This window comes from Stutzerimonas tianxiuensis (assembly GCF_053470365.1).
Window position 1 is genome coordinate 36,400 of sequence record NZ_JBPVWS010000019.1, and the last position, 18,684, is coordinate 55,083.

Here is an 18,684-nt window from a genome sequence, read left to right on the forward strand (position 1 = left end):
GCTTTGATGAGCACCGCCAATCAGCAATTTGCCAGCGACAACTATTCCGGAATTTGCCCGGAAGCATGGGAAGCGATGGCCCGAGCCAACCAGGGGCATGATCGCGCCTACGGTGACGATCAATGGACGTCGCGCGCAGCCGACCATTTCCGCCAATTGTTCGAAACCGACTGCGAAGTGTTTTTCGCCTTCAACGGTACAGCGGCCAACTCACTGGCATTGTCATCTCTGTGCCAGAGCTATCACAGTGTGATCTGCGGTGATATCGCGCACATCGAAACCGACGAATGCGGCGCACCGGAATTTTTCTCCAACGGCTCCAAACTGCTGGTGGCGCGGACCGAACAGGGCAAGCTGACGCCCGCGGCCATTCGCGAAATAGCGCTGAAACGCAAGGACATCCACTACCCAAAACCGCGCGTCGTCAGCCTGACCCAGGCCACCGAAATTGGCACTGTCTACCAGCCAGACGAGCTCCGCGCCGTTAGCGACACCTGCAAGGAGCTGGGGCTGCATCTGCATATGGATGGCGCACGCTTTGCCAATGCCTGCGCTTATCTTGGTCTGTCACCGGCTGAATTGAGCTGGAAAACAGGCGTAGACGTGCTCTGTTTTGGCGGCACCAAAAACGGCATGGCGGTCGGCGAGGCCATCCTGTTCTTCAATCGAGATCTCGCGGAGGATTTTGAGTATCGCTGCAAGCAGGCTGGCCAGCTTGCATCGAAGATGCGTTTTCTATCCGCACCATGGGTAGGCCTGCTGGAGGGTGGCGCCTGGATGAAATACGCCGCACACGCAAACAGCTGTGCGCAGTTACTTGCCAAACTGATCAGCGACGTTCCCGGTGTAGAACTGATGTTTCCAGTGCAAGCCAACGGCGTCTTTGTCAGCATCCCACCATTAGCGCTCGAAGCACTGAGGAGCCGCGGCTGGATGTTCTACACATTCATCGGCGTAGGCGGCGCACGCTTCATGTGCTCATGGGATACCAGCGAAGAGCGTGTGCGCCAACTGGCAGACGACATACGCAGCGTTGTTCTTGAAAATCAGTAAGCCATGGAAGAAGAGCCGCACATGTCATCCCAAAGCAGGAGGCTTGTGCGGCGAGAATGCGGTCGGTTTGCCGTACTCAGCAATAGTGAGTACGTACGTGTGCGTAAACCCAATACGCTATTTAACATAATATACATTATGCGAATCAGGTTGCCGCTCAATGAGATGATTGGGCAGCGACCACTCGAGGCCTCCAACCAAACTGTGGTCAGTCACCATTGGCGCCAATTTCAGTCAATAAATCGGAGAACGCCGTACCGCAGTGGTTACAAGGCTTTTTTTGCATAGAACCCCAGCCTAAGACGGACTTTGCGTCACGTCGAGATAGCGATTTTTTGCATCTCTGGAACGTTAAGGTGGCTAACAGGGACGTCGATTTGTGCTCTGCATGGCAACGTGCTCATAAAAAGAATCGCATTGAGATCTGAAAAGTCATAGAAAATTACAGCGGCGTCCGTTTCACCTTTGATTTCGTTGAAGTTTTAAAATTAAAGTCACTAAAAAAGAGAGAAAGCACACGTGAGCCGTCAGGCTGACCTTAGCTAGCGTGGCGGTAATCGCTGCTCGGGGGTATGAGCGCGGCAGATGTGGATATCTGATGTTCAGGCCGTCAAGCAGTGCATCCCGAATAGTTGTTTTGTTGGCCCACGGATTTCTTGCGATACACCGATGCCAATTGCCATAGGCTGGATAAGCTCACACCCACCTACCTTGGCAATGCTTCGGTTAGGGCTTTGCCAGTCGTCGCGTTCCGGGGGGTTGTAGCTGCATCTAGACGGACTTAGGGTCGCCCGTTCACAGACCTGTTCAGCCTGAATGCCTTGCCTAGGTCCAAATGCGGGAAACAGCCAAGGAGTTGCTTACCGAATCTTCGCACGGGCCTATGGCATCATCCAGACGCGATATCCGATAATCACCAGACCCGGATATTACTCTATACTGGCGGGGAGTACCTATTTAGGCGCATCTACCCAGGCTGGCCATTTTTATGTCGCAACGTCCCCAACCGTTCTTCGAGACATTTGATCGCTTTCACGAACTCAACTTCCTCCACCTCAATGGCGAGCTTCCGGTGGTTCGGGACTTCCTCCTTGGTTTTGGTGATGGGCTTGAGGCGGCTGAGGGGTATCGCGCCGTCCGGGGTTTTCTGAAGTCCTACGCTGGCAACGAAGCTACTTACAACTCTTACAGAACCCATGTTGAGCGCCTGTTGCTCTGGTCCCTGCTAGTGGCCGGTAAACCCATCGTCGAGTTGCGTCGACGAGACGCCGAAGCTTTCATGGAATTCTGCCTCAATCCACCGTCTGACTGGATTGGTCCTGTGGTGAAATCCCGCTTCTTGCGCTTGGGCAGCCGCAAGAAACTCGACACTGACAGCTACATTATCAATGAGCAATGGCGGCCCTTCAGCCACACCGTGGCGAAGCGCGAGCGCAAGATCGCCAGAGAGGCCGTGGCCACCCTTCCCTCCCGTCCCTATCGCATGTCCCAGGGCTCCGTGGCCCAGGTGTTTGCGGTATGTGGCAGCTTCTTCCAGCACGCCATTGATGAAGGCCTGACCGAGGTCAACCCGTTCCGGGCGGTGAAGCAGAAATCCATCTATAAGCAACGCAACACTCTAGATGTCGCTTCTCGCTCACTGACTCAGTTGCAGTGGAGCTATGTGATCGAAACCGCCGAGCAGATGGCTGTCGCTAATCCGCTGCACGAGCGCACTCTGTTCATCGTTGCCACTCTGTTTTCCATGTATCTACGGGTGTCCGATCTGGTGGGGCGGGATAACTGGAGGCCCACGATGGGTGATATCCGCCGCGATAGCATGGGTAACTGGTGGTTTCATGTGGTGGGTAAGGGAAACAAGGCGGCGAAGATCAGCATCCGCGACGATTACATCCAGAACTACCTAGTGCGTTATCGTCGGCACCTGCAGCTCTCTTCCCTCCCCTCCGCCCACGAAAAAACGTCGTTGATCAGCACGCTTAAGGGTCGAGGCGGCCTTTCCGACCGTCATATCCGGCTTCTTCTGCAAGAAGTGTTCGACAGTACCCTGGTGCGCATGGCCCAGGAAGGTTGGAACAACGATGAGATCGACCAGTTGCGTTCGGCGTCATTGCACTGGCTGCGACACACATCGGCCACCTTCGATGCGCCGCATCGGGACATGAAGGATCTGCAGGCCGATCTTCGCCATAACAGCCTCAGCACCACCCAGAATACCTACTACAACTCACTTGACGAACAGCGAGCTCACTCCGTGAAGGGGCTCAAAATAAAAAACTGAGAGTGCTCTCGCCTCAAACTCGCAGGTGAGCGACAACAAGGATTCAATATCCCCAATTCAATTAAACGTCGAGGCGATATAGCGTGACTCCTCGGCAATCGATCTCTGTCGTTGTTCCGCCTTATCGACGGCGGCGCTTCCGTGCAAATGGAGTGAATCTTTGAGAAAGTTCACGGCGCACTTTTCAGCCAGTTCCCAGTTCCTTAGCAAAAGATAGGGAGCGTCAGGTAGCCACTGCGCATCGTCAACGTTGACAGTGCGCTTATCTGGCTAGCCCCGAAGCTTCATTCGTCAGCGGTGCTGAACTGATGGTCGACGGCGGCTTTACTGCCTAAGGAGCAAGCCTATGAGCATTAGCATTATTGGAGCCGGTGCCATTGGCACCGCACTTGCCCGATTACTTGGTAACCGTCCGCCGAACCCATCTCCCCGCTTCTTCCAGATAGCGGCATGGTGTGCACCTATTTTTGGTGGACACCATTTCAAGCCACTTTCTGGAGGGTTTCGTGTCTCGACAGCGCCGTACATTCCCCAAGGCTTTCAAGGCCCAGGTCATCGAAGAGTGCGCCCAGTCCGGTGCTTCCGTCGCCGGCGTGGCGCTCAGCCACGGGCTCAATGCCAACCTGGTGCATAAATGGATTCGTAAGCAGCGCGAGCCGCTACCGGTCGTATCTGCACGCTTTATCCCGGTGCCGCTCGGCATCCTGCCTTCAGAGCAGGCCAGCTCTGAAGAGCTGACGATACGAATCGAAATCCCCTACCACGCCGGCAGTCTGTCGGTGCACTGGCCGGTGCAGGACGGCGAAGGCTGTACACGCTTGCTGCGCGGGCTGCTCGCATGATTCGCATCGATCGCATCTGGCTGGCCACCGAGCCGATGGACATGCGCGCCGGCACCGAAACCGCATTGGCCCGTGTAGTGGCGGTATTCGGTGCGGCGAAGCCGCACTGTGCTTATCTGTTCGCCAACCGCCGCGCCAACCGCATGAAAGTGTTGGTGCATGACGGTGTAGGGATCTGGCTGGCCGCGCGGCGATTGAACCAAGGCAAGTTTCACTGGCCAGGCATCCACCGCGGCTTGGAAGTTGAACTCGACACCGAGCAGCTTCAGGCTTTGGTGCTCGGTTTACCCTGGCAGCGGGTTGGTGCAGCCGGTGCGATCACAATGCTGTAGCGCCGGCCATTAGCCTATCGCTTTATCTGCGCGGATCGCCTGCTCTGGCACAATCAGCGGCATGACTTCCTTGCCCAATCTCGACCAACTAACACCTGAGCAACTGCGCGCACTGGCCGCCCAGTTGCTCACGCAGGTCGATGCGATGGGCAAAAAGATCCACCGTGATCAAACCATCATCGAGCAGCTCACCCACGAAATCGCCTGGTTCAAGCGCCACAAGTTCGCCAAGCGTAGCGAGCAACTAAGCCCTGAACAGGGCAGCCTGCTGGATGATTTGCTCGACACGGACATCGCCGCCATCGAGGCGGAACTGAAAACCCTCAATCCTCCGGCTGAACCCCGCCAACAGCCCAAGCGCGCGCCGCTGCCAGCCCAGTTTCCGCGTACTGTGATCCGTCACGAGCCGCAGAACACTCAATGCGCCTGCGGCTGCCCGCTGCAACGCATCGGCGAAGACATCAGCGAAAAGCTGGATTACACGCCTGGCGTGTTCACCGTCGAACAGCATGTGCGTGGCAAGTGGGCCTGCCGCCAGTGCGAAACATTGATCAGGCGCCGGTACCAGCCCAGGTGATCGACAAGGGCATCCCGACTGCCGGCTTGCTGGCTCATGTCATGGTGGCCAAATACGCCGATCATCTGCCGCTGTACCGGCAAGAGAAGATCTTTGGCCGTGCGGGTCTGGCTATCGCGCGTTCGACATTGGCGCAGTGGGTCGGACAAACCGGCGTACAGCTCCAACCATTGGTCGATGCCCTGCGCGAGGCGGTACTGGCGCAAGGCGTGATCCATGCCGACGAAACCCCCGTGCAAATGCTGGCCCCTGGCGAGAAGAAAACCCACCGGGCTTACGTCTGGGCATACTGCACCACACCCTTCGCCGACCTGAAGGCCGTGGTCTATGACTTCAGCCCAAGCCGTGCAGGTGAGCATGCGCGCAATTTTATGGGTCAGTGGAATGGCAAACTGGTCTGCGACGACTTCGCCGGCTACAAGGCCAGCTTCGAGCAGGGCATCACCGAAATTGGCTGCATGGCCCACGCCCGCCGCAAATTTTTCGATCTGCACTCAGCGAACAAAAGCCAGTTAGCCGAACAGGCGCTGCACTCCATTGCCGGGCTGTATGAAATCGAGCGGCAAGCACGGCACATGAGCGATGAAGAACGCTGGCGAATACGCCAGGAAAAGTCTTCACCGATCCTCGATGCGCTGCATGACTGGATGCTGGCCCAGCGTGATCGGGTGCCCAATGGATCAGCCACGGCAAAAGCCCTGGATTACAGCCTAAAACGCTGGCTAGCGCTGACGCGCTATCTGGAAGATGGAGCCGTGCCCATCGACAACAATCAGGTCGAGAACCAGATTCGGCCTTGGGCATTGGGGCGCTCGAACTGGCTGTTTGCCGGTTCACTACGCAGCGGCAAACGGGCGGCTGCGATCATGAGCCTGATCCAGTCAGCACGCCTCAACGGTCACGATCCGTACGCCTACCTGAAGGACGTGCTCATGCGGCTACCAACGCAGCGGGCAAGCGAAATCAGTCAACTGCTGCCGCATCAGTGGATACAGCCTGAAGCAGGCATGTAACCACAGCGGTGTATCACCCCAAACAGCCTACCCGTAATAGTCTCGCACTGATTTTTTGGGCGTTCACGATGTGATACACGGTAAGCGTTCAGCGTGTGATACAGCTACCCGTGCAGCCTGTGATACAGATACGCAAGGTGAGTTAGCTAGACGCTTACCCTCCTAAGGCGCAATAGCCAGGCCATGAGAGCGTCCGCTTCTGGCCCGAAAGTGGCCTAACGATTAGTCACACGCGATCGCGGGCTGCTATACACGAACGAGGCACCACCACCATAGCTGCGCGAGCAGGATCACTTCACTAAAGGCTCATCCATGACTATGCGAGCAGTATCGGGAGCGACGAAGAATCGGTACGCGGTACCGAAAAAAGAAGACGGAAAGGTTCTTGTGTAATTGATGTGACCAGGAGAGGCGCTCGGCGTGAGTGTCGAAATAGTCGCCCCGGGGTGCGGTTGCGGTCGTAGCCCTGAAACTGGTCGAAACGATAGCGGTCGCCCGATTGCACCATACCGCACTGGACCACTGCGTTCGATCGATAGGATTGTTTGCAGCCTACGGGAGGATGACAAATGACCGGATTGGCGCTATGCCGGCCGATAAAGCCACTAAGTTCTGTCATGACGTCTAAGATCTTTTCTAGCGACTGCACAGATCACCTTCGCGTGGCGCTCAGGTTGGTAGATTACTCAGCCATGAACCCATTCGATCTCCCGCTTCAAGGACGATGACCACAACTGAATAGGTCAACGGCGCTCAAAACTGGCTTACGCCGTTTAGCGTGATTGCTCATTACGATACAGCAGGTAGCTTAGGATCGACCGCAGCTTTCCAGCTTTGACCGGTTTGTTCAGCACCGGGACTCCGACGCCTTGCAGTTGACGGCGGCACTGGTCGCTGCGGTCAGCGGTAATCATCACCACCGGGATCGGGACGCCGAAATGTACCCGCAAGGCCTGCGCCACGTTCCAGCCGGTCGCACCCTGATCCAAATGGTAGTCGGCAAGAATCAACTCGGGCGGCAGCTCATTCAGAGCCGCCAGAGCAGCCGCCTCGTCGGAGGCGACTAGCACCTCGCAACCCCATTGCCCGAGTAGCGCGGCCATGCTGTGCAAAATGCTCAGATCGTTATCCAGTACCAACAATCGGCGCCCTGGCAGCGGATCGCCCATCATTGGCATCATCAAAGGCGCTTCGCTGACTGATTCCCACGGCACCGCGACCAGGGGCACGTCAATGCTGAATACCGAGCCGCGACCCGGCTGCGAGCGAACATGTATGTGGTAGTCGAGCATGGTGGCGATCCGGTCGACGATGGCTAGTCCCAGGCCGACCCCCGCGCGTTCAGCGGCGCGCTGAACGCCCAGTTGGTTGAATTCCAGAAAGATTGACTGCATCTGATCCGCCTCGATGCCGCAGCCGGTGCGCAGCGCATACGCCGGGATGTAATGGTCGAAGCCAAGACCTTCCGATTCCGCCACCGATTGGAATTCGGAAACCAGCGGCAGCAGCACTTCATCCAGACGGTACACCTCGATGTCCGGCTTGATCGCTCGTTGATCGAGCTTGGAAATGTCCAGCAAGTCGGTGAGTAAATCTTCCGCACCTTCCAGCGCCTGATGCGCTCGCTCGACGAGATTCCGTTCCGCGCCGGGCAAACTCCGCTCGCGCAAGGTCGATATCAACAGGCGCGCCGCGTTGAGCGGCTGCAACAGATCGTGGCTGGCCGCCGCTAGATACTTGTCCTTGCTTTGGTTGGCCGCCTCGGCTGCATCACGGGCCTTGCGCAGTTCGACAGTTCGTTCGGCGACGCGCTGTTCCAACTGCTCGTTGAGCTGCAGCAACCGCAGCTGAGCCAATTTGCGCTCGGTGATATCGGCAACGAAACCCTCGACCAAACCATCTTCATCCGGTTTGAGCAGCAAGTTCATTATTACGTCGATCGCGCTACCGTCCTTGCGACGCAAGCGGGTCTCATAGCCAAACAGGCCCCGTTGATCACTAAGAATGCGGCGGATGCGGTTCAGCTCTTCCTCACCGCCGACGAATAGATGATGCGATAGATCGGTTAGCCCCCAGAGCGCGTCCGAGGGGCTGTCGTAGCCGAGCATACCTGCCAATGCGGGATTGGCCGCGCGGATGCCTTCCTGCAGGCTGGCTTGAAAGATGCGATGCACTGCATGTTCGAACAGCCATTTGTAGCGATTGCGCTCGGCTTCCAGCTCTTCGAGGCGCGCAACCAGTTCTGGATAGTGACTTTTACGAGCCGAATGCGTGCCAAGCCCAAGCAGGCCAGCGAGAGCGTCGTCCTGCTCAGAGTGCTTCGGCATATACCACTTCGACGTCGCGCTGGGTCGACGAGCGAGGATTGGTCAGGATGCAGGGGTCCTGCATAGCGTGCCGCGACAGGAAAGGGATGTCCGAAAGATTCACGCCATGCAACCCCAGCGTTTCGTTGAAACCAATGGCTTGCTTGAGCTGAACCAGATGAGCGACCAGACCATCGCGAATCTGCGCATGGGTCATGCCGCGCGTATCGATGCCGAATGTTTGCGCCACAATTTTGAAACGCTCGGGCGCAGCGCTGTAATTGAACGCCACTACATGCTCGACCAACACTGCGTTGCACAAGCCATGCGGGAGGTCGAGATAGCCGCCAAGGCTATGGGACATCGCATGCACTGCACCGAGAATCGCATTGGAAAACGCCAGCCCGGCCTGCATGCTGCCGAGCATGATTTTCTCGCGCAGCTCGATATCTGCCGGATTGGCGATCATCTGCACTAGATGACCATTGATGAGGCGCATCGCTTCCAATGCGTGCGGGTCGGTCAGCGGCCCGTTGCCGGTCGAGACGAAGGCTTCGATGGCATGCACCAGCGCATCAATGCCGGTACAGGCCGAGAGGAACGGATCCATGCTGAGGGTCGTTTCCGGATCGATCAGCGACACATCGGGTACGGCGCCCTTGCTGACGATGGAAAACTTCATCCGCTCGGTCTGGTTGGAGATGATCACGAACTGCGAAACATCTGCGGAGGTGCCGGCCGTGGTTGGGATCAGAATCAGCGGCGGGCTCGGCACGCGCAGCGTGTCGACGCCTTCGAATTCAATGATGTTGCGACCATGTGCGACCGCAATACCGATGCCCTTGGCGCAGTCCATCGGGCTGCCACCGCCTACCGCGACGATGACGTTGCAGCCTTCGTTGCGATAGACCTCAGCGCCCAGCATCACTTCCTCGGAACGAGGATTGGCCGAGACCTGGGTAAACAGATGGTAGTCAATGTCCTGGCGGGTCAGGCTTGCCTGGACGTCGCCGATCCACCCTGCGGCAACCACACCTGGGTCGGAAACCAGCAGCACCTTGCGTGCGCCAAAGTTCTTCGCGTAGTTGCCAGCACTGTGCCGACAACCCGCACCAAACACGATCTCGGGGGAAACGAATTTGCGCTGCAGACTAAGATTGGGGCTCATACAACGGCCTATAGTTATTATTTTGTTACGTTCGCCAAGCCTACTGTTTTCTACGATCAAAGCAATCCACAACGGTGCATACGGCCATGAATGCCAGCCGGCTCAGCGAAGAAGCTCCGGATAGAAGCGACATTCCCGCTCCAGCGCATCGGCCAGGTTGGTCGCCTGCCGGAAGCCGTGGCGCTCTTCTGGATAAAAACAATATTCGACTGTCACGCCTCGTTCGCGCAGAGCGGCAACCATGGACTCGGTCTGCTCGGGTAGCACCACCGCGTCTTGCCCGCCTTGAAAGAAGACCACCGGCACCCGAATCAGCCCCGCATTGAGTAACGGCGTCCGCTGCCGGTAGCGCTCGGCGTAGAGCTCTGGATCGCCTATCAGCCAATCCAGATAATCGGCTTCAAACTTGTGCGTAACCCGGCGCAACGCCAACGGATCACTGACGCCGTAGAGGCTGGCACCGCCGCTAAAATCAGCATTAGCAGCCAGTGCGCAGAGCGCGCTGTAACCGCCCGCGCTCGAACCCCGGATGAACGTTCGCGTCGGATCGATCTGGCCGTTCGTGGCGAGCGCCTGTACCGCGGCGCAGGCGTCTTCCACTTCGATCACACCCCATTCGCCTCGCAACTGCTGACGATAAGCACGCCCGAAACCGCTGCTGCCGCGGTAGTTGATATCAGCCACGGCGAAACCGCGCTGAGTCCAATATTGGATGCGCGGATCGAAGACCGGGTAGCTGGCGGACGTAGGCCCGCCATGCATGAACACCACGAGCGATGGCTGTTCTTGTGAAGGACCTTGGCACTGTGCATTGCTCGGCGGGTAGAAAAATGCGTGCGCCACCTCGCCTTGCCCGGTAGCGAAACTGAACGCCTGGGGGCACGACAACTGATCGGCCGCCAAAGGCTGTTCGCCTCCGGCGAGCATTTCGATGCAGCTGGTAACCCTGTCGATTGCTAACACGGCAGGCGTCAGGCCCGACGAGCCTGCTATGCAGTAAAAGTGTCGCTCGCCGGCAGCAAGTTGGCGGCAACGGCTGAATTCCATCGCCAGCTGGCGTTCATTACCTTGGCTGTCTTGTTCGAACAACAGTCCGTAGCCATCCATTATGCGTGTCAACAGCAAAGCGCCGTCCGCCGAGGGTAGATAGCTCACCGTTCCCAGCTGCCAGGGCGCCGGGGCATGATCACACCCAGCCGCAGCCGCGCCGGTTACCGGAACAAGGCTGTCGTCCTGCATTCTCCAAGGCTGCCACCAGCCTTCGCGGTCAGTCAGGCAATACAAGGCGCCATCCGGAGCGAAGCGCGGCTGTTGCAGCGACTCATTTCCCGCTGCGCCGGCCAGGCACCGCGGCGCTCCCCAGCGATCATTTTCGGTACGTTCGGCAATCCAGAGGCTGGTGGACGTCCAAGGTTGTTCGGGGCGTTGCCACTCGATCCAGGCAAGACGTTGGCCTGTCGCATCCAAGGTCGGTGACGAGTAAAAGTCGCTCCCCTCGATAAGTACGCTTCGGCTGCCATCAACCAGCGAAACGCTGACCAGACGATGCTCTGAGCGAGCTTCTTCGGCGGTTTCTTCCACGGCGAGAATGGCCCGCTGGCGCGTGTCGAACTGCAGATCACCGTACCGGCAAGCGTCGTCATCGGTCAGCGCGATGGGCGGCGTCGCTGCGTCCGTAGATAGGCCCTGCAGGTAGATTTGCTGATCCTGCTCGTTGACGAACGCAACCCCGGCGTCGGTCAGGCAGAAGGCACCGCCGCCGTATTCGTATACACGGCTGCGAAGCGAGAACCCGGGCGGCGTGAGGCTACGCAAGCCGCGAGCGTGCCAATACCACAACGTGGAACGCACATCGGCCGGATCGTACTGAACCCAGAACACGCCCCCATGGCCAGCGCGAAGCTCGGCAAAGTCACAACTTGCAGAGGCGGCATCTTCGGCAGTCCAGTCGCTGGGCCAGAAGCCATAGGGGATTGCGGTCTTGGTCATCCAAACGGTTCCAGTCGGTTAGGCGTCGATCGATGACCTTATACCCTGAGGATCAGCTTCGATGCCTTCTCGTTACGAAAGGTCAGCTCATCAAGCCCGCGTGGCGCTTCTTCGGCCTCGGTGCGGGCGGCAAGAATCTTGTCGTGGTGCGCAGACTTGCTGCACACCGGATCGGCATTGGCCGCATCGCCAGTGAGCATGAAAGCCTGGCAGCGGCAGCCGCCGAAGTCCTTTTCCTTCTCGCCGCAGGATTGGCAAGGCTCGGGCATCCAATCGAAACCGCGAAACTTGTTGAAGCCAAAAGAATGCTTCCAGATCTGCTCGATGCTCTGCTCGCGAACGTTAGGGAAGCTGATCGGCAGTTGACGCGCGCTGTGACAAGGTAGCGCTGTGCCGTCCGGTGTGATGTCGAGAAACAGGTTGCCCCAGCCGTTCATGCAGCCCTTGGGACGCTCTTCGTAATAATCGGGCGTGACGAAGATCAGCTTGCAGGGATGGTTTTCGGCGGCGAGTTTGTCGCGCCACTGGTTGGTGATGCGCTCGGCACGCACCAACTGATCCTTGCTTGGTAGCAGCCCGGCGCGATTGAGTTCGGCCCAGCCATAGAACTGACAGATGGCGAGCTCCACGAAGTCGGCTTCCAATTCCAGACACAGCTGGATGATGCGCTCGATGTTGTCGATGTTGTGCCGGTGGGTAACGAAGTTCAGCACCATCGGATAGCCATGCGCTTTTACCGCTCGTGCCATGGCGAGCTTCTGCGCGAAAGCCTTCTTCGAGCCGGCGAGCAGGTTGTTCACCTCCTCATCGGCGGCCTGAAAGCTGATCTGGATGTGGTCGAGCCCGGCGTCGGCGAACGAAGCGATCTTCTCTTCGGTCAGGCCGATGCCCGAGGTGATCAGATTGGTGTAATAGCCGAGGTCTCGCGCCGCTTTGATCAGCTCGGCCAGATCTTGCCGGACCAGCGGCTCACCGCCGGAAAAGCCCAGTTGCGCCGCGCCCATCTCGCGGGCCTGTCGGAACACCTCGATCCACTCGGCAGTGCTCAGCTCGTCCTTGCTGCGGGCGAAATCCAGCGGGTTCGAGCAGTACGGGCATTGCAGCGGGCAACGATAAGTCAGCTCCGCCAGCAGCCACAGCGGCGGACCGGGCTCAAAGCCGGGCTTAGCGAAGCTCGATCCAGAACCGTTCAACGGCCACCTCCAGAAACGCGACGATATCTTCCTCAATCCCTTCTGCATCCGGGAAGCGCGCCTGCAGATCGGCGACGATGGCGCCGACGGTGCGAGCCCCATCAACTTCAGCCAGTACCGCCGCGGCACTTTCGTTGAGCTTGATCATGCCTTCGGGATAAAGCAGAACGCCCTTGCTGCGACGTGGTCAACCGCGGCGCTGCTATCTACGGCGACAAGATTTACTTCGGCACCCTCGACGCTCAGGTGGTGGCGCTGAACAAGGACACCGGCAAGGTCGTCTGGAAGAAGAAATTCGGCGAGCACGGCGCGGGTTACACGATGACCGGCGCGCCCACCCTGATCAAGGATCAGAAGAGCGGGAAGGTTTTGCTAATCCACGGCAGCTCCGGCGATGAATTCGGCGTTGTCGGCAAGTTGTTCGCACGCGATCCGGACACGGGTGAAGAAGTCTGGATGCGGCCCTTCGTCGAAGGTCACGTTGGCCGACTGAACGGCAAGGAGAGCACGCCGACCGGCGACATCAAGGCGCCCTCCTGGCCGGATGACCCGAACTCACCCACCGGCAAGAAGGAAGCCTGGAGCCAGGGCGGCGGCGCTCCGTGGCAGAGCGCGAGCTTCGACGCCGAAACCAATACCATCATCGTCGGCGCGGGCAATCCGGCGCCCTGGAACGGCTGGGCACGCACCGCCGATGGCGGAGATCCGAAGGATTACGACAGCCTCTATACCTCTGGGCAGGTTGGCGTCGACGCCACCACTGGCGAAGTGAAGTGGTTCTACCAGCACACACCGAACGATGCCTGGGACTTCTCCGGCAACAATGAGCTGGTCCTGTTCGATTACAAGAACAAAGATGGCAAGACCGTCAAAGCCACGGCCCACGCCGACCGCAACGGCTTTTTCTATGTGGTCAACCGCGAGGACGGCAAACTGCAGAACGCCTTCCCCTTCGTCGACAACATCACCTGGGCCAGCCACATCGACCTGAAGACCGGGCGGCCGGTGGAGAACGAGGGCCAGCGCCCGCCGAAGCCTGAGCCCGGCGAGGCGCACGGCAAATCAGTGGAAGTCTCACCGCCCTTCCTCGGCGGCAAGAACTGGAACCCCATGGCTTACAGCCAGGATACTGGCCTGTTCTACGTTCCCGCCAACCATTGGAAAGAGGACTACTGGACCGAGGAGGTCAGCTACAAGAAAGGCAACGCTTACCTCGGCCAAGGCTTCCGCATCAAGCGCATGTATGACGATCACGTCGGGATTCTGCGTGCCATGGACCCCACCACCGGCAAGGTCGCCTGGGAGCACAAGGAACCGCTGCCGCTCTGGGCCGGCGTCCTCGCCACCAAGGGCAACCTAGTGTTCACCGGTACAGGTGATGGCTACCTGAAGGCCTTCAACGCGAAAACCGGCGAGGAGCTCTGGAAATTCCAGACCGGTAGCGGAATCATCGCGCCGCCGATCACCTGGGAACAGGACGGCGAGCAGTTCATTGGCGTGACCGTTGGCTACGGCGGCGCTGTGCCGCTGTGGGGCGGCGACATGGCTGTGCTGACCAAGCCGGTTGCTCAAGGCGGCTCGTTCTGGGCGTTTCGAATCCCTAGTTGGGAAAACCAGACCGCCAAACGATAAGACGCCGGCTGTGCTCGATGAGCGAGCACAGCCGCACACGGAACAGCTGGCGGGACATGAACTGGATTGGCCTACAGAGTTGGCGCTCTCCTGGCCTGACGGTCCTCGCCTGAGCCGGCTGCTCTTTCTTCACCTATCGAACATGGGAACCGCCATGAACATATCCCGCTATCTGCTGCCCATCGCAGTGATCCTCAGCGCGCCGCTGCACGCTGACGACCAGCCGCCCACCATCAATGGCTGTGTCATCCAGCCAGAAAGCAAATGTGCCAACGCCGATCTTCGCGGCGCCGACCTGAGCAACCAGGACATGCGCAAGATGGATCTGACCGGCGCCGATCTCACCGGGGCCAACCTGAGGCATGCCAATCTCGACCTGGCCAATCTGGAGAAGGCCAACTTGACCGGCGCCACCCTCACCCGCGCCAGTCTTCAACAAGCCAACCTGCGTCTGGCGAACTTCACCGATGCGCAATTGGTGGCCATTCAGGGTTGGGGACTGTTCGCGCAGGCCGCGCGATTCAATGGGGCCAACCTGACTGCGGCCAATCTCGAATTCGCTCGTTTGAGCGGTGCGAAGTTGCATGGTGCCAACCTCACCGCCGCCAACCTGGAAATGACCTGGCTAAGCAAGGCCGACCTCGACCATGCGAATCTGACCGACGCTAATTTGCAGGAAGGCAAGCTCAACGATGCCAATCTCGGCAACGCGACCCTGACTGGCGCACGCCGACACTATGCAACCTTTCAAGGCAGCAATATGGACGGTTGCTTCGATTGCCCAGTGGACTGGGAGAAGTAATACGACGGGTGCATCGAACCAGCGCGCCATGCGCTTTAATGGCAGGTGCGCGCCCGTTCCCAGGGGCGACGATTCAGCGGCTTGAAGTGGAGGCCCTATCGATATCCGCATTCCCCAGTTGACCGACCTCGAGCGCCTGCCCCGCTTCGACGGTCTCGCCCTCGACCGTATCGTCACGCCGTCGACGCCCGAGGAATTCGCCCAGGCCGTCGACGACATCCTGACCTTTGCACAGATCGGGTTCGATACCGAATCCAAACCCACCTTCACAGTAGGCGAGCTGTCCAGCGGGCCTCACCTCATTCAGTTCGCAACGCCAACAAAAGCCTATCTTTTTCAGATCGGAATACCCGGTTGCGTCGAGGCCGCTAAGCGGGTGCTGGAGACGGACCAAGTATTGAAAGTCGGATTCGGTCTGGCGTCCGATCGCAGCCGTCTACGCACCCGGTTGGGGATCGAATTGCGGCACAGCGTCGATCTTGGTTCGGCGCTGAGATATCACGGCAAGAAGGGTCAGGTCGGGCTTCGCGGTGCGGTGGCGGCGGTACTGGGTGCCGGTATAAGCAAGTCACGCAGCGTGTCGACTTCCAACTGGGCTAACAAAAATCTGGCCGAAGCGCAGCAGCGTTATGCCGCCAACGATGCCTATGCCGCGCTGATGGTATTTCTTGCATTGGATGCGCAGTCGCGAGCGTTGCTACTGGATCGAGTGATATGAGGCTCGGCCTGGACGACGGACCGTCCGGCCTGAAATGCATACTCAACGAAGGATTGCCGGGTTCCTTTCGCCATCCCTGCCCCAACGTCTATCCGGCGCTGGATGTCCTTTCGCACGTTGTGTTGCAGCTTGAACCGAGATCTGGCTGACCTCTCCGCGACTGCTGAGAGGTCCGGCCAATGATTTTATCGTCGACACGCACCTCCCTGTGCCGTCGTTTTTTACGCTTACAACGCATCCCAAACGTAACGTACGCCCAACCAGCCAGCACGCGGCGCACCGGGCGCGATGAACTGCTCGTGGCGCCACTCCTCCGGGTCGGTTTCGAAGGCATTGCCAGCGCCTACGAAAGGGTTTTCGGCCAAGGCGCCGCTCGTGGCATAGCGCTTGTCGAACAGGTTGTCGACCCGACCGAACAGAGTCCAGTCACGAGCGAAGCGGTAATCGGCACTCAGATTGACCACCGCATAACCCGGCAGTGTGCCGCTGCCCTCGACCTCGTCGTTGGACTGATGACGATTGTTCTCATTGCCCCGCACATACTGCTCGGAATACGCCAGCACAGTTGTACCGATACGAAGCCGATCGTTCAGATTCCAGTCCAAGCCGAGCTTGAGGTTGTGTTTCGGCAACCCTGGCAGGTAGTCGCCACGGGAGATGTGAATCTCGTCATCCGGGCAGCCGCCCTCGCCCTCGGTGCTGTTGTTCTCGGCCAGGATGCATGCAGAGGACTGTAACGTGGCGTGCAAGTAGGTGTAATCCACCCGCCAATCGACCGGCCCTTGCTCGCCGGCCAGGCCCAGCTCGATACCTTGGCGCCTTGTGCGGCCGAAGTTGGTGAAGTAACCCTTGCTACCACCGGTTCCGACGAACAGCAGATCATCGTGGTTAAGGCTGCGGAAGGCCGTGACGTTCCATTCGGTGCCGCTGGCCAGCTGGCCGCGCACGCCAAATTCCAGGGTGCGAGTGACGACCTGTTCCAGGAATGGATCGGCGGCCATGGCGTTGGGCAGGCTGCAGGGATTTTCCGGATCGGCACAACCCAGTTCGATCGGCGTCGGCGCCCGATTGCCTTGGGAGTAACCTCCGTAGAGGGTCACCGCGGGCTGTAACTGCCAGGCGAACCCCAGCGCCGGGTTCAGCTTGCGATAGGTGAAATCGCCATTGAGGTCATCTCCCATGCGATCGGTGTTGACTACCCGGGTGCGGTTGTAGCGTAGCGAGCCGGTCAGCTGCAGCGCGTCGGTTAGCGACCATGTGTCGGTGGCGTAGAGACTGGAAGTGCGGGTGCGACCCAACAGGCTATTGGCTGGGTCTTCGGCCTCGGTGGCAAGAATGCCGCGCTTATCGGTCAGCTCACCGCCTTGCTCGCTCTGGTGAAAGCTGGCGCGGGTGTTGTCGTGGGACAGGCCAAAGGCGAACTGGTGGGCCCCGGCATGACGGGACCACTGCAGGGCCAGGCCGTAGGCGCGCTGGCTAGTACGGGTGCGGTTCAGCACGCCGGTTTCCGGACCCTCGCCGGCCAGGAAGCCGTCGTCTTCCCACTCTTCATATTCGTCTTCGTACTCATCGTTTCCGTCACCGTTAAGGGTCGCTGTGCGGGTGCGCCGCAAATAGACGGTGCCGGACAGCCGGTCGCTATCGCTCAGCCAGTGACTGCCGGAAAACGCCATTAGGTGGCTACGGTTCTCAGTCTGGTCGGGATAGGTAAAAATCGCGTCGCGGTCCTGCTCATGCATGCTTTCGGGGATCAGTCCGTTACCAATCAGATCGTTGTCAGCATGAGCCAGCGTCAGGGCCAGGTCCGTGCTGTCTGTGGTCCAGGCGAATTTGCCGAACAGCTGGCCTACCTCAGACGGCGAATGGTCGCGCCAGCCGTCTTCATCCATCCCTTCGGCCGCCAAGTACCAGGAAAACTCCTCATGTTGGCCGCCATGCTCCACTGAGCCACCGTAGCGGCCAAAGGAGCCGCCGTAGAGTTGCGCCGCGCCGCCAGGATGAGTGTCGCCCCGCTTGGTTTCCAGCGCCAGGGCGCCGCCGAGTGTGTTGAGGCCGTACAGTGGGTTGGAGCCAGGCACCAGAGCCGCCCCAGCGATGGCGGTCTGGGGAATAAGGTCCCAGTGCACCACGTCGCCGAACGCTTCATTGATGCGCACGCCGTCGAGAAACACCGATAGGCCTTGGGCCGTGCCCAGTAGCGGCGAAGCGGTGAAGCCCCGGTAATTCAGGTCTGCCTGATAGGGGTTGCCCTGGGTCTCGTTGAGGTTGACGCTCGGCAGACCGCGCTGCAGTTTTTCTGCCAGAGACTGCCCTCCCAGCTTGCGCAGGCGCTCGTCGTCCAGGGTTTGAATGTTGGCCGGAACCCGATCCTTCGGCAGATCGATGCCGGGCAGCGGAGTCGTGGCGACAACCTCATCACTCTTGAGCTCGAGTGGCTCCTCAGCCTGGGCGAAACCAGGCAACAAGCCGGCAACGGCGAGCGAAAGCAGCGTGCGACGGGGCGTCCAGCTGCGGCAGATCTGATATTGCATGGGCATTCCTTGTTCTTGTTTGGCGGATCGTGCCGGGGCGGGTTTGCGGGCGACTCTCCATGCTGGCCGATGTCGGCTGGCAAACTGCCAGAACTGATTATCGAGAGCTTCCGCGCACCGCCGATAGGGAAAAATTCCCGGTGCTGCCGGGAATTTTTCCCGACCCCGTGGCGATTGGTCTTACTACCGCCGGAGTAATCCGGAACGAAGGCCTTCGAACCAGATGCTCGATGCAATGCCGGCTCTG

At 59.2% G+C, this 18,684-nt stretch carries 12 protein-coding genes and 3 pseudogenes; 9 read left to right on the top strand and 6 right to left on the bottom strand.

The window, feature by feature from the left end; all coding sequences use genetic code 11:
* Window positions 1–6 precede the first annotated feature (6 nt).
* The 6 genes and pseudogenes from ACSSNI_RS19635 to ACSSNI_RS19660 all read left to right on the top strand — a co-directional run bounded on the left by ACSSNI_RS19635 (window position 7) and on the right by ACSSNI_RS19660 (window position 6,098).
* Complete coding sequence (locus tag ACSSNI_RS19635; RefSeq protein ID WP_148924245.1) at window positions 7–1,053, top strand: threonine aldolase family protein; 1,047 nt, start codon at window positions 7–9, stop codon at window positions 1,051–1,053.
* Between the two features lie 988 nt (window positions 1,054–2,041).
* Window positions 2,042–3,334, top strand: coding sequence for a tyrosine-type recombinase/integrase (locus ACSSNI_RS19640; RefSeq protein WP_187433494.1), 1,293 nt, complete (start codon window positions 2,042–2,044; stop codon window positions 3,332–3,334).
* 266 nt (window positions 3,335–3,600) lie between these two features.
* The gene (locus ACSSNI_RS19645) at window positions 3,601–3,669 is read left to right on the top strand and encodes an SDR family oxidoreductase (protein ID WP_232015698.1); all 69 of its coding nucleotides are present in this window, start codon (window positions 3,601–3,603) and stop codon (window positions 3,667–3,669) included.
* A 171-nt stretch (window positions 3,670–3,840) separates the two neighbouring features.
* The gene (gene tnpA / locus ACSSNI_RS19650; RefSeq protein WP_023911066.1) at window positions 3,841–4,176 is read left to right on the top strand and encodes an IS66-like element accessory protein TnpA; all 336 of its coding nucleotides are present in this window, start codon (window positions 3,841–3,843) and stop codon (window positions 4,174–4,176) included.
* The gene (gene tnpB, locus ACSSNI_RS19655; RefSeq protein WP_003156940.1) at window positions 4,173–4,508 is read left to right on the top strand and encodes an IS66 family insertion sequence element accessory protein TnpB; all 336 of its coding nucleotides are present in this window, start codon (window positions 4,173–4,175) and stop codon (window positions 4,506–4,508) included. The genes tnpA and tnpB overlap by 4 nt, the downstream gene beginning before the upstream one ends.
* Before the next feature lie 61 nt (window positions 4,509–4,569).
* Window positions 4,570–6,098: pseudogene (locus ACSSNI_RS19660) on the top strand (IS66-like element ISSal1 family transposase).
* A 773-nt stretch (window positions 6,099–6,871) separates the two neighbouring features.
* On the opposite strand, the gene ACSSNI_RS19665 reads toward ACSSNI_RS19660, so the two are convergent.
* The 5 genes and pseudogenes from ACSSNI_RS19665 to pqqD form a co-directional block, all read right to left on the bottom strand.
* On the bottom strand, window positions 6,872–8,425 hold the full coding sequence (locus ACSSNI_RS19665) for a PAS domain-containing hybrid sensor histidine kinase/response regulator (RefSeq protein WP_148924244.1): 1,554 nt from the start codon (window positions 8,423–8,425) through the stop codon (window positions 6,872–6,874).
* Window positions 8,409–9,572: an alcohol dehydrogenase-like regulatory protein ErcA gene (ercA, locus tag ACSSNI_RS19670; protein ID WP_127839265.1), complete on the bottom strand. Its 1,164-nt coding sequence runs from the start codon at window positions 9,570–9,572 to the stop codon at window positions 8,409–8,411. The genes ACSSNI_RS19665 and ercA overlap by 17 nt, the downstream gene beginning before the upstream one ends.
* A gap of 102 nt (window positions 9,573–9,674) precedes the next feature.
* On the bottom strand, window positions 9,675–11,561 hold the full coding sequence (locus ACSSNI_RS19675; protein ID WP_127839264.1) for an alpha/beta hydrolase family protein: 1,887 nt from the start codon (window positions 11,559–11,561) through the stop codon (window positions 9,675–9,677).
* 38 nt (window positions 11,562–11,599) lie between these two features.
* Window positions 11,600–12,754, bottom strand: a complete 1,155-nt coding sequence (gene pqqE, locus ACSSNI_RS19680; RefSeq protein ID WP_148924243.1) for a pyrroloquinoline quinone biosynthesis protein PqqE — start codon at window positions 12,752–12,754, stop codon at window positions 11,600–11,602.
* Window positions 12,726–12,926, bottom strand: a pseudogene (pqqD, locus tag ACSSNI_RS19685) (pyrroloquinoline quinone biosynthesis peptide chaperone PqqD); the annotation flags it as partial. The pseudogene pqqD and the gene pqqE, both read right to left, overlap by 29 nt.
* On the opposite strand from pqqD, the pseudogene exaA reads away from it, so the two are divergent.
* The 3 genes and pseudogenes from exaA to ACSSNI_RS19700 form a co-directional block, all read left to right on the top strand.
* Window positions 12,923–14,386, top strand: a pseudogene (gene exaA, locus ACSSNI_RS19690) (quinoprotein ethanol dehydrogenase); the annotation flags it as partial. The pseudogenes pqqD and exaA overlap by 4 nt on opposite strands.
* Window positions 14,387–14,540: 154 nt before the next feature.
* Window positions 14,541–15,188 carry a pentapeptide repeat-containing protein gene (locus ACSSNI_RS19695; RefSeq protein ID WP_127839262.1) on the top strand — a complete coding sequence of 216 codons (648 nt, stop codon included), beginning with the start codon at window positions 14,541–14,543 and terminating at the stop codon, window positions 15,186–15,188.
* A 118-nt stretch (window positions 15,189–15,306) separates the two neighbouring features.
* Window positions 15,307–15,906, top strand: a complete 600-nt coding sequence (locus tag ACSSNI_RS19700) for a 3'-5' exonuclease (RefSeq protein WP_178114095.1) — start codon at window positions 15,307–15,309, stop codon at window positions 15,904–15,906.
* A 227-nt stretch (window positions 15,907–16,133) separates the two neighbouring features.
* On the opposite strand, the gene ACSSNI_RS19705 is transcribed toward ACSSNI_RS19700, so the two are convergent.
* Window positions 16,134–18,437 carry a TonB-dependent receptor gene (locus ACSSNI_RS19705; protein ID WP_127839260.1) on the bottom strand — a complete coding sequence of 768 codons (2,304 nt, stop codon included), beginning with the start codon at window positions 18,435–18,437 and terminating at the stop codon, window positions 16,134–16,136.
* Between the last annotated feature and the right edge of the window lie 247 nt (window positions 18,438–18,684).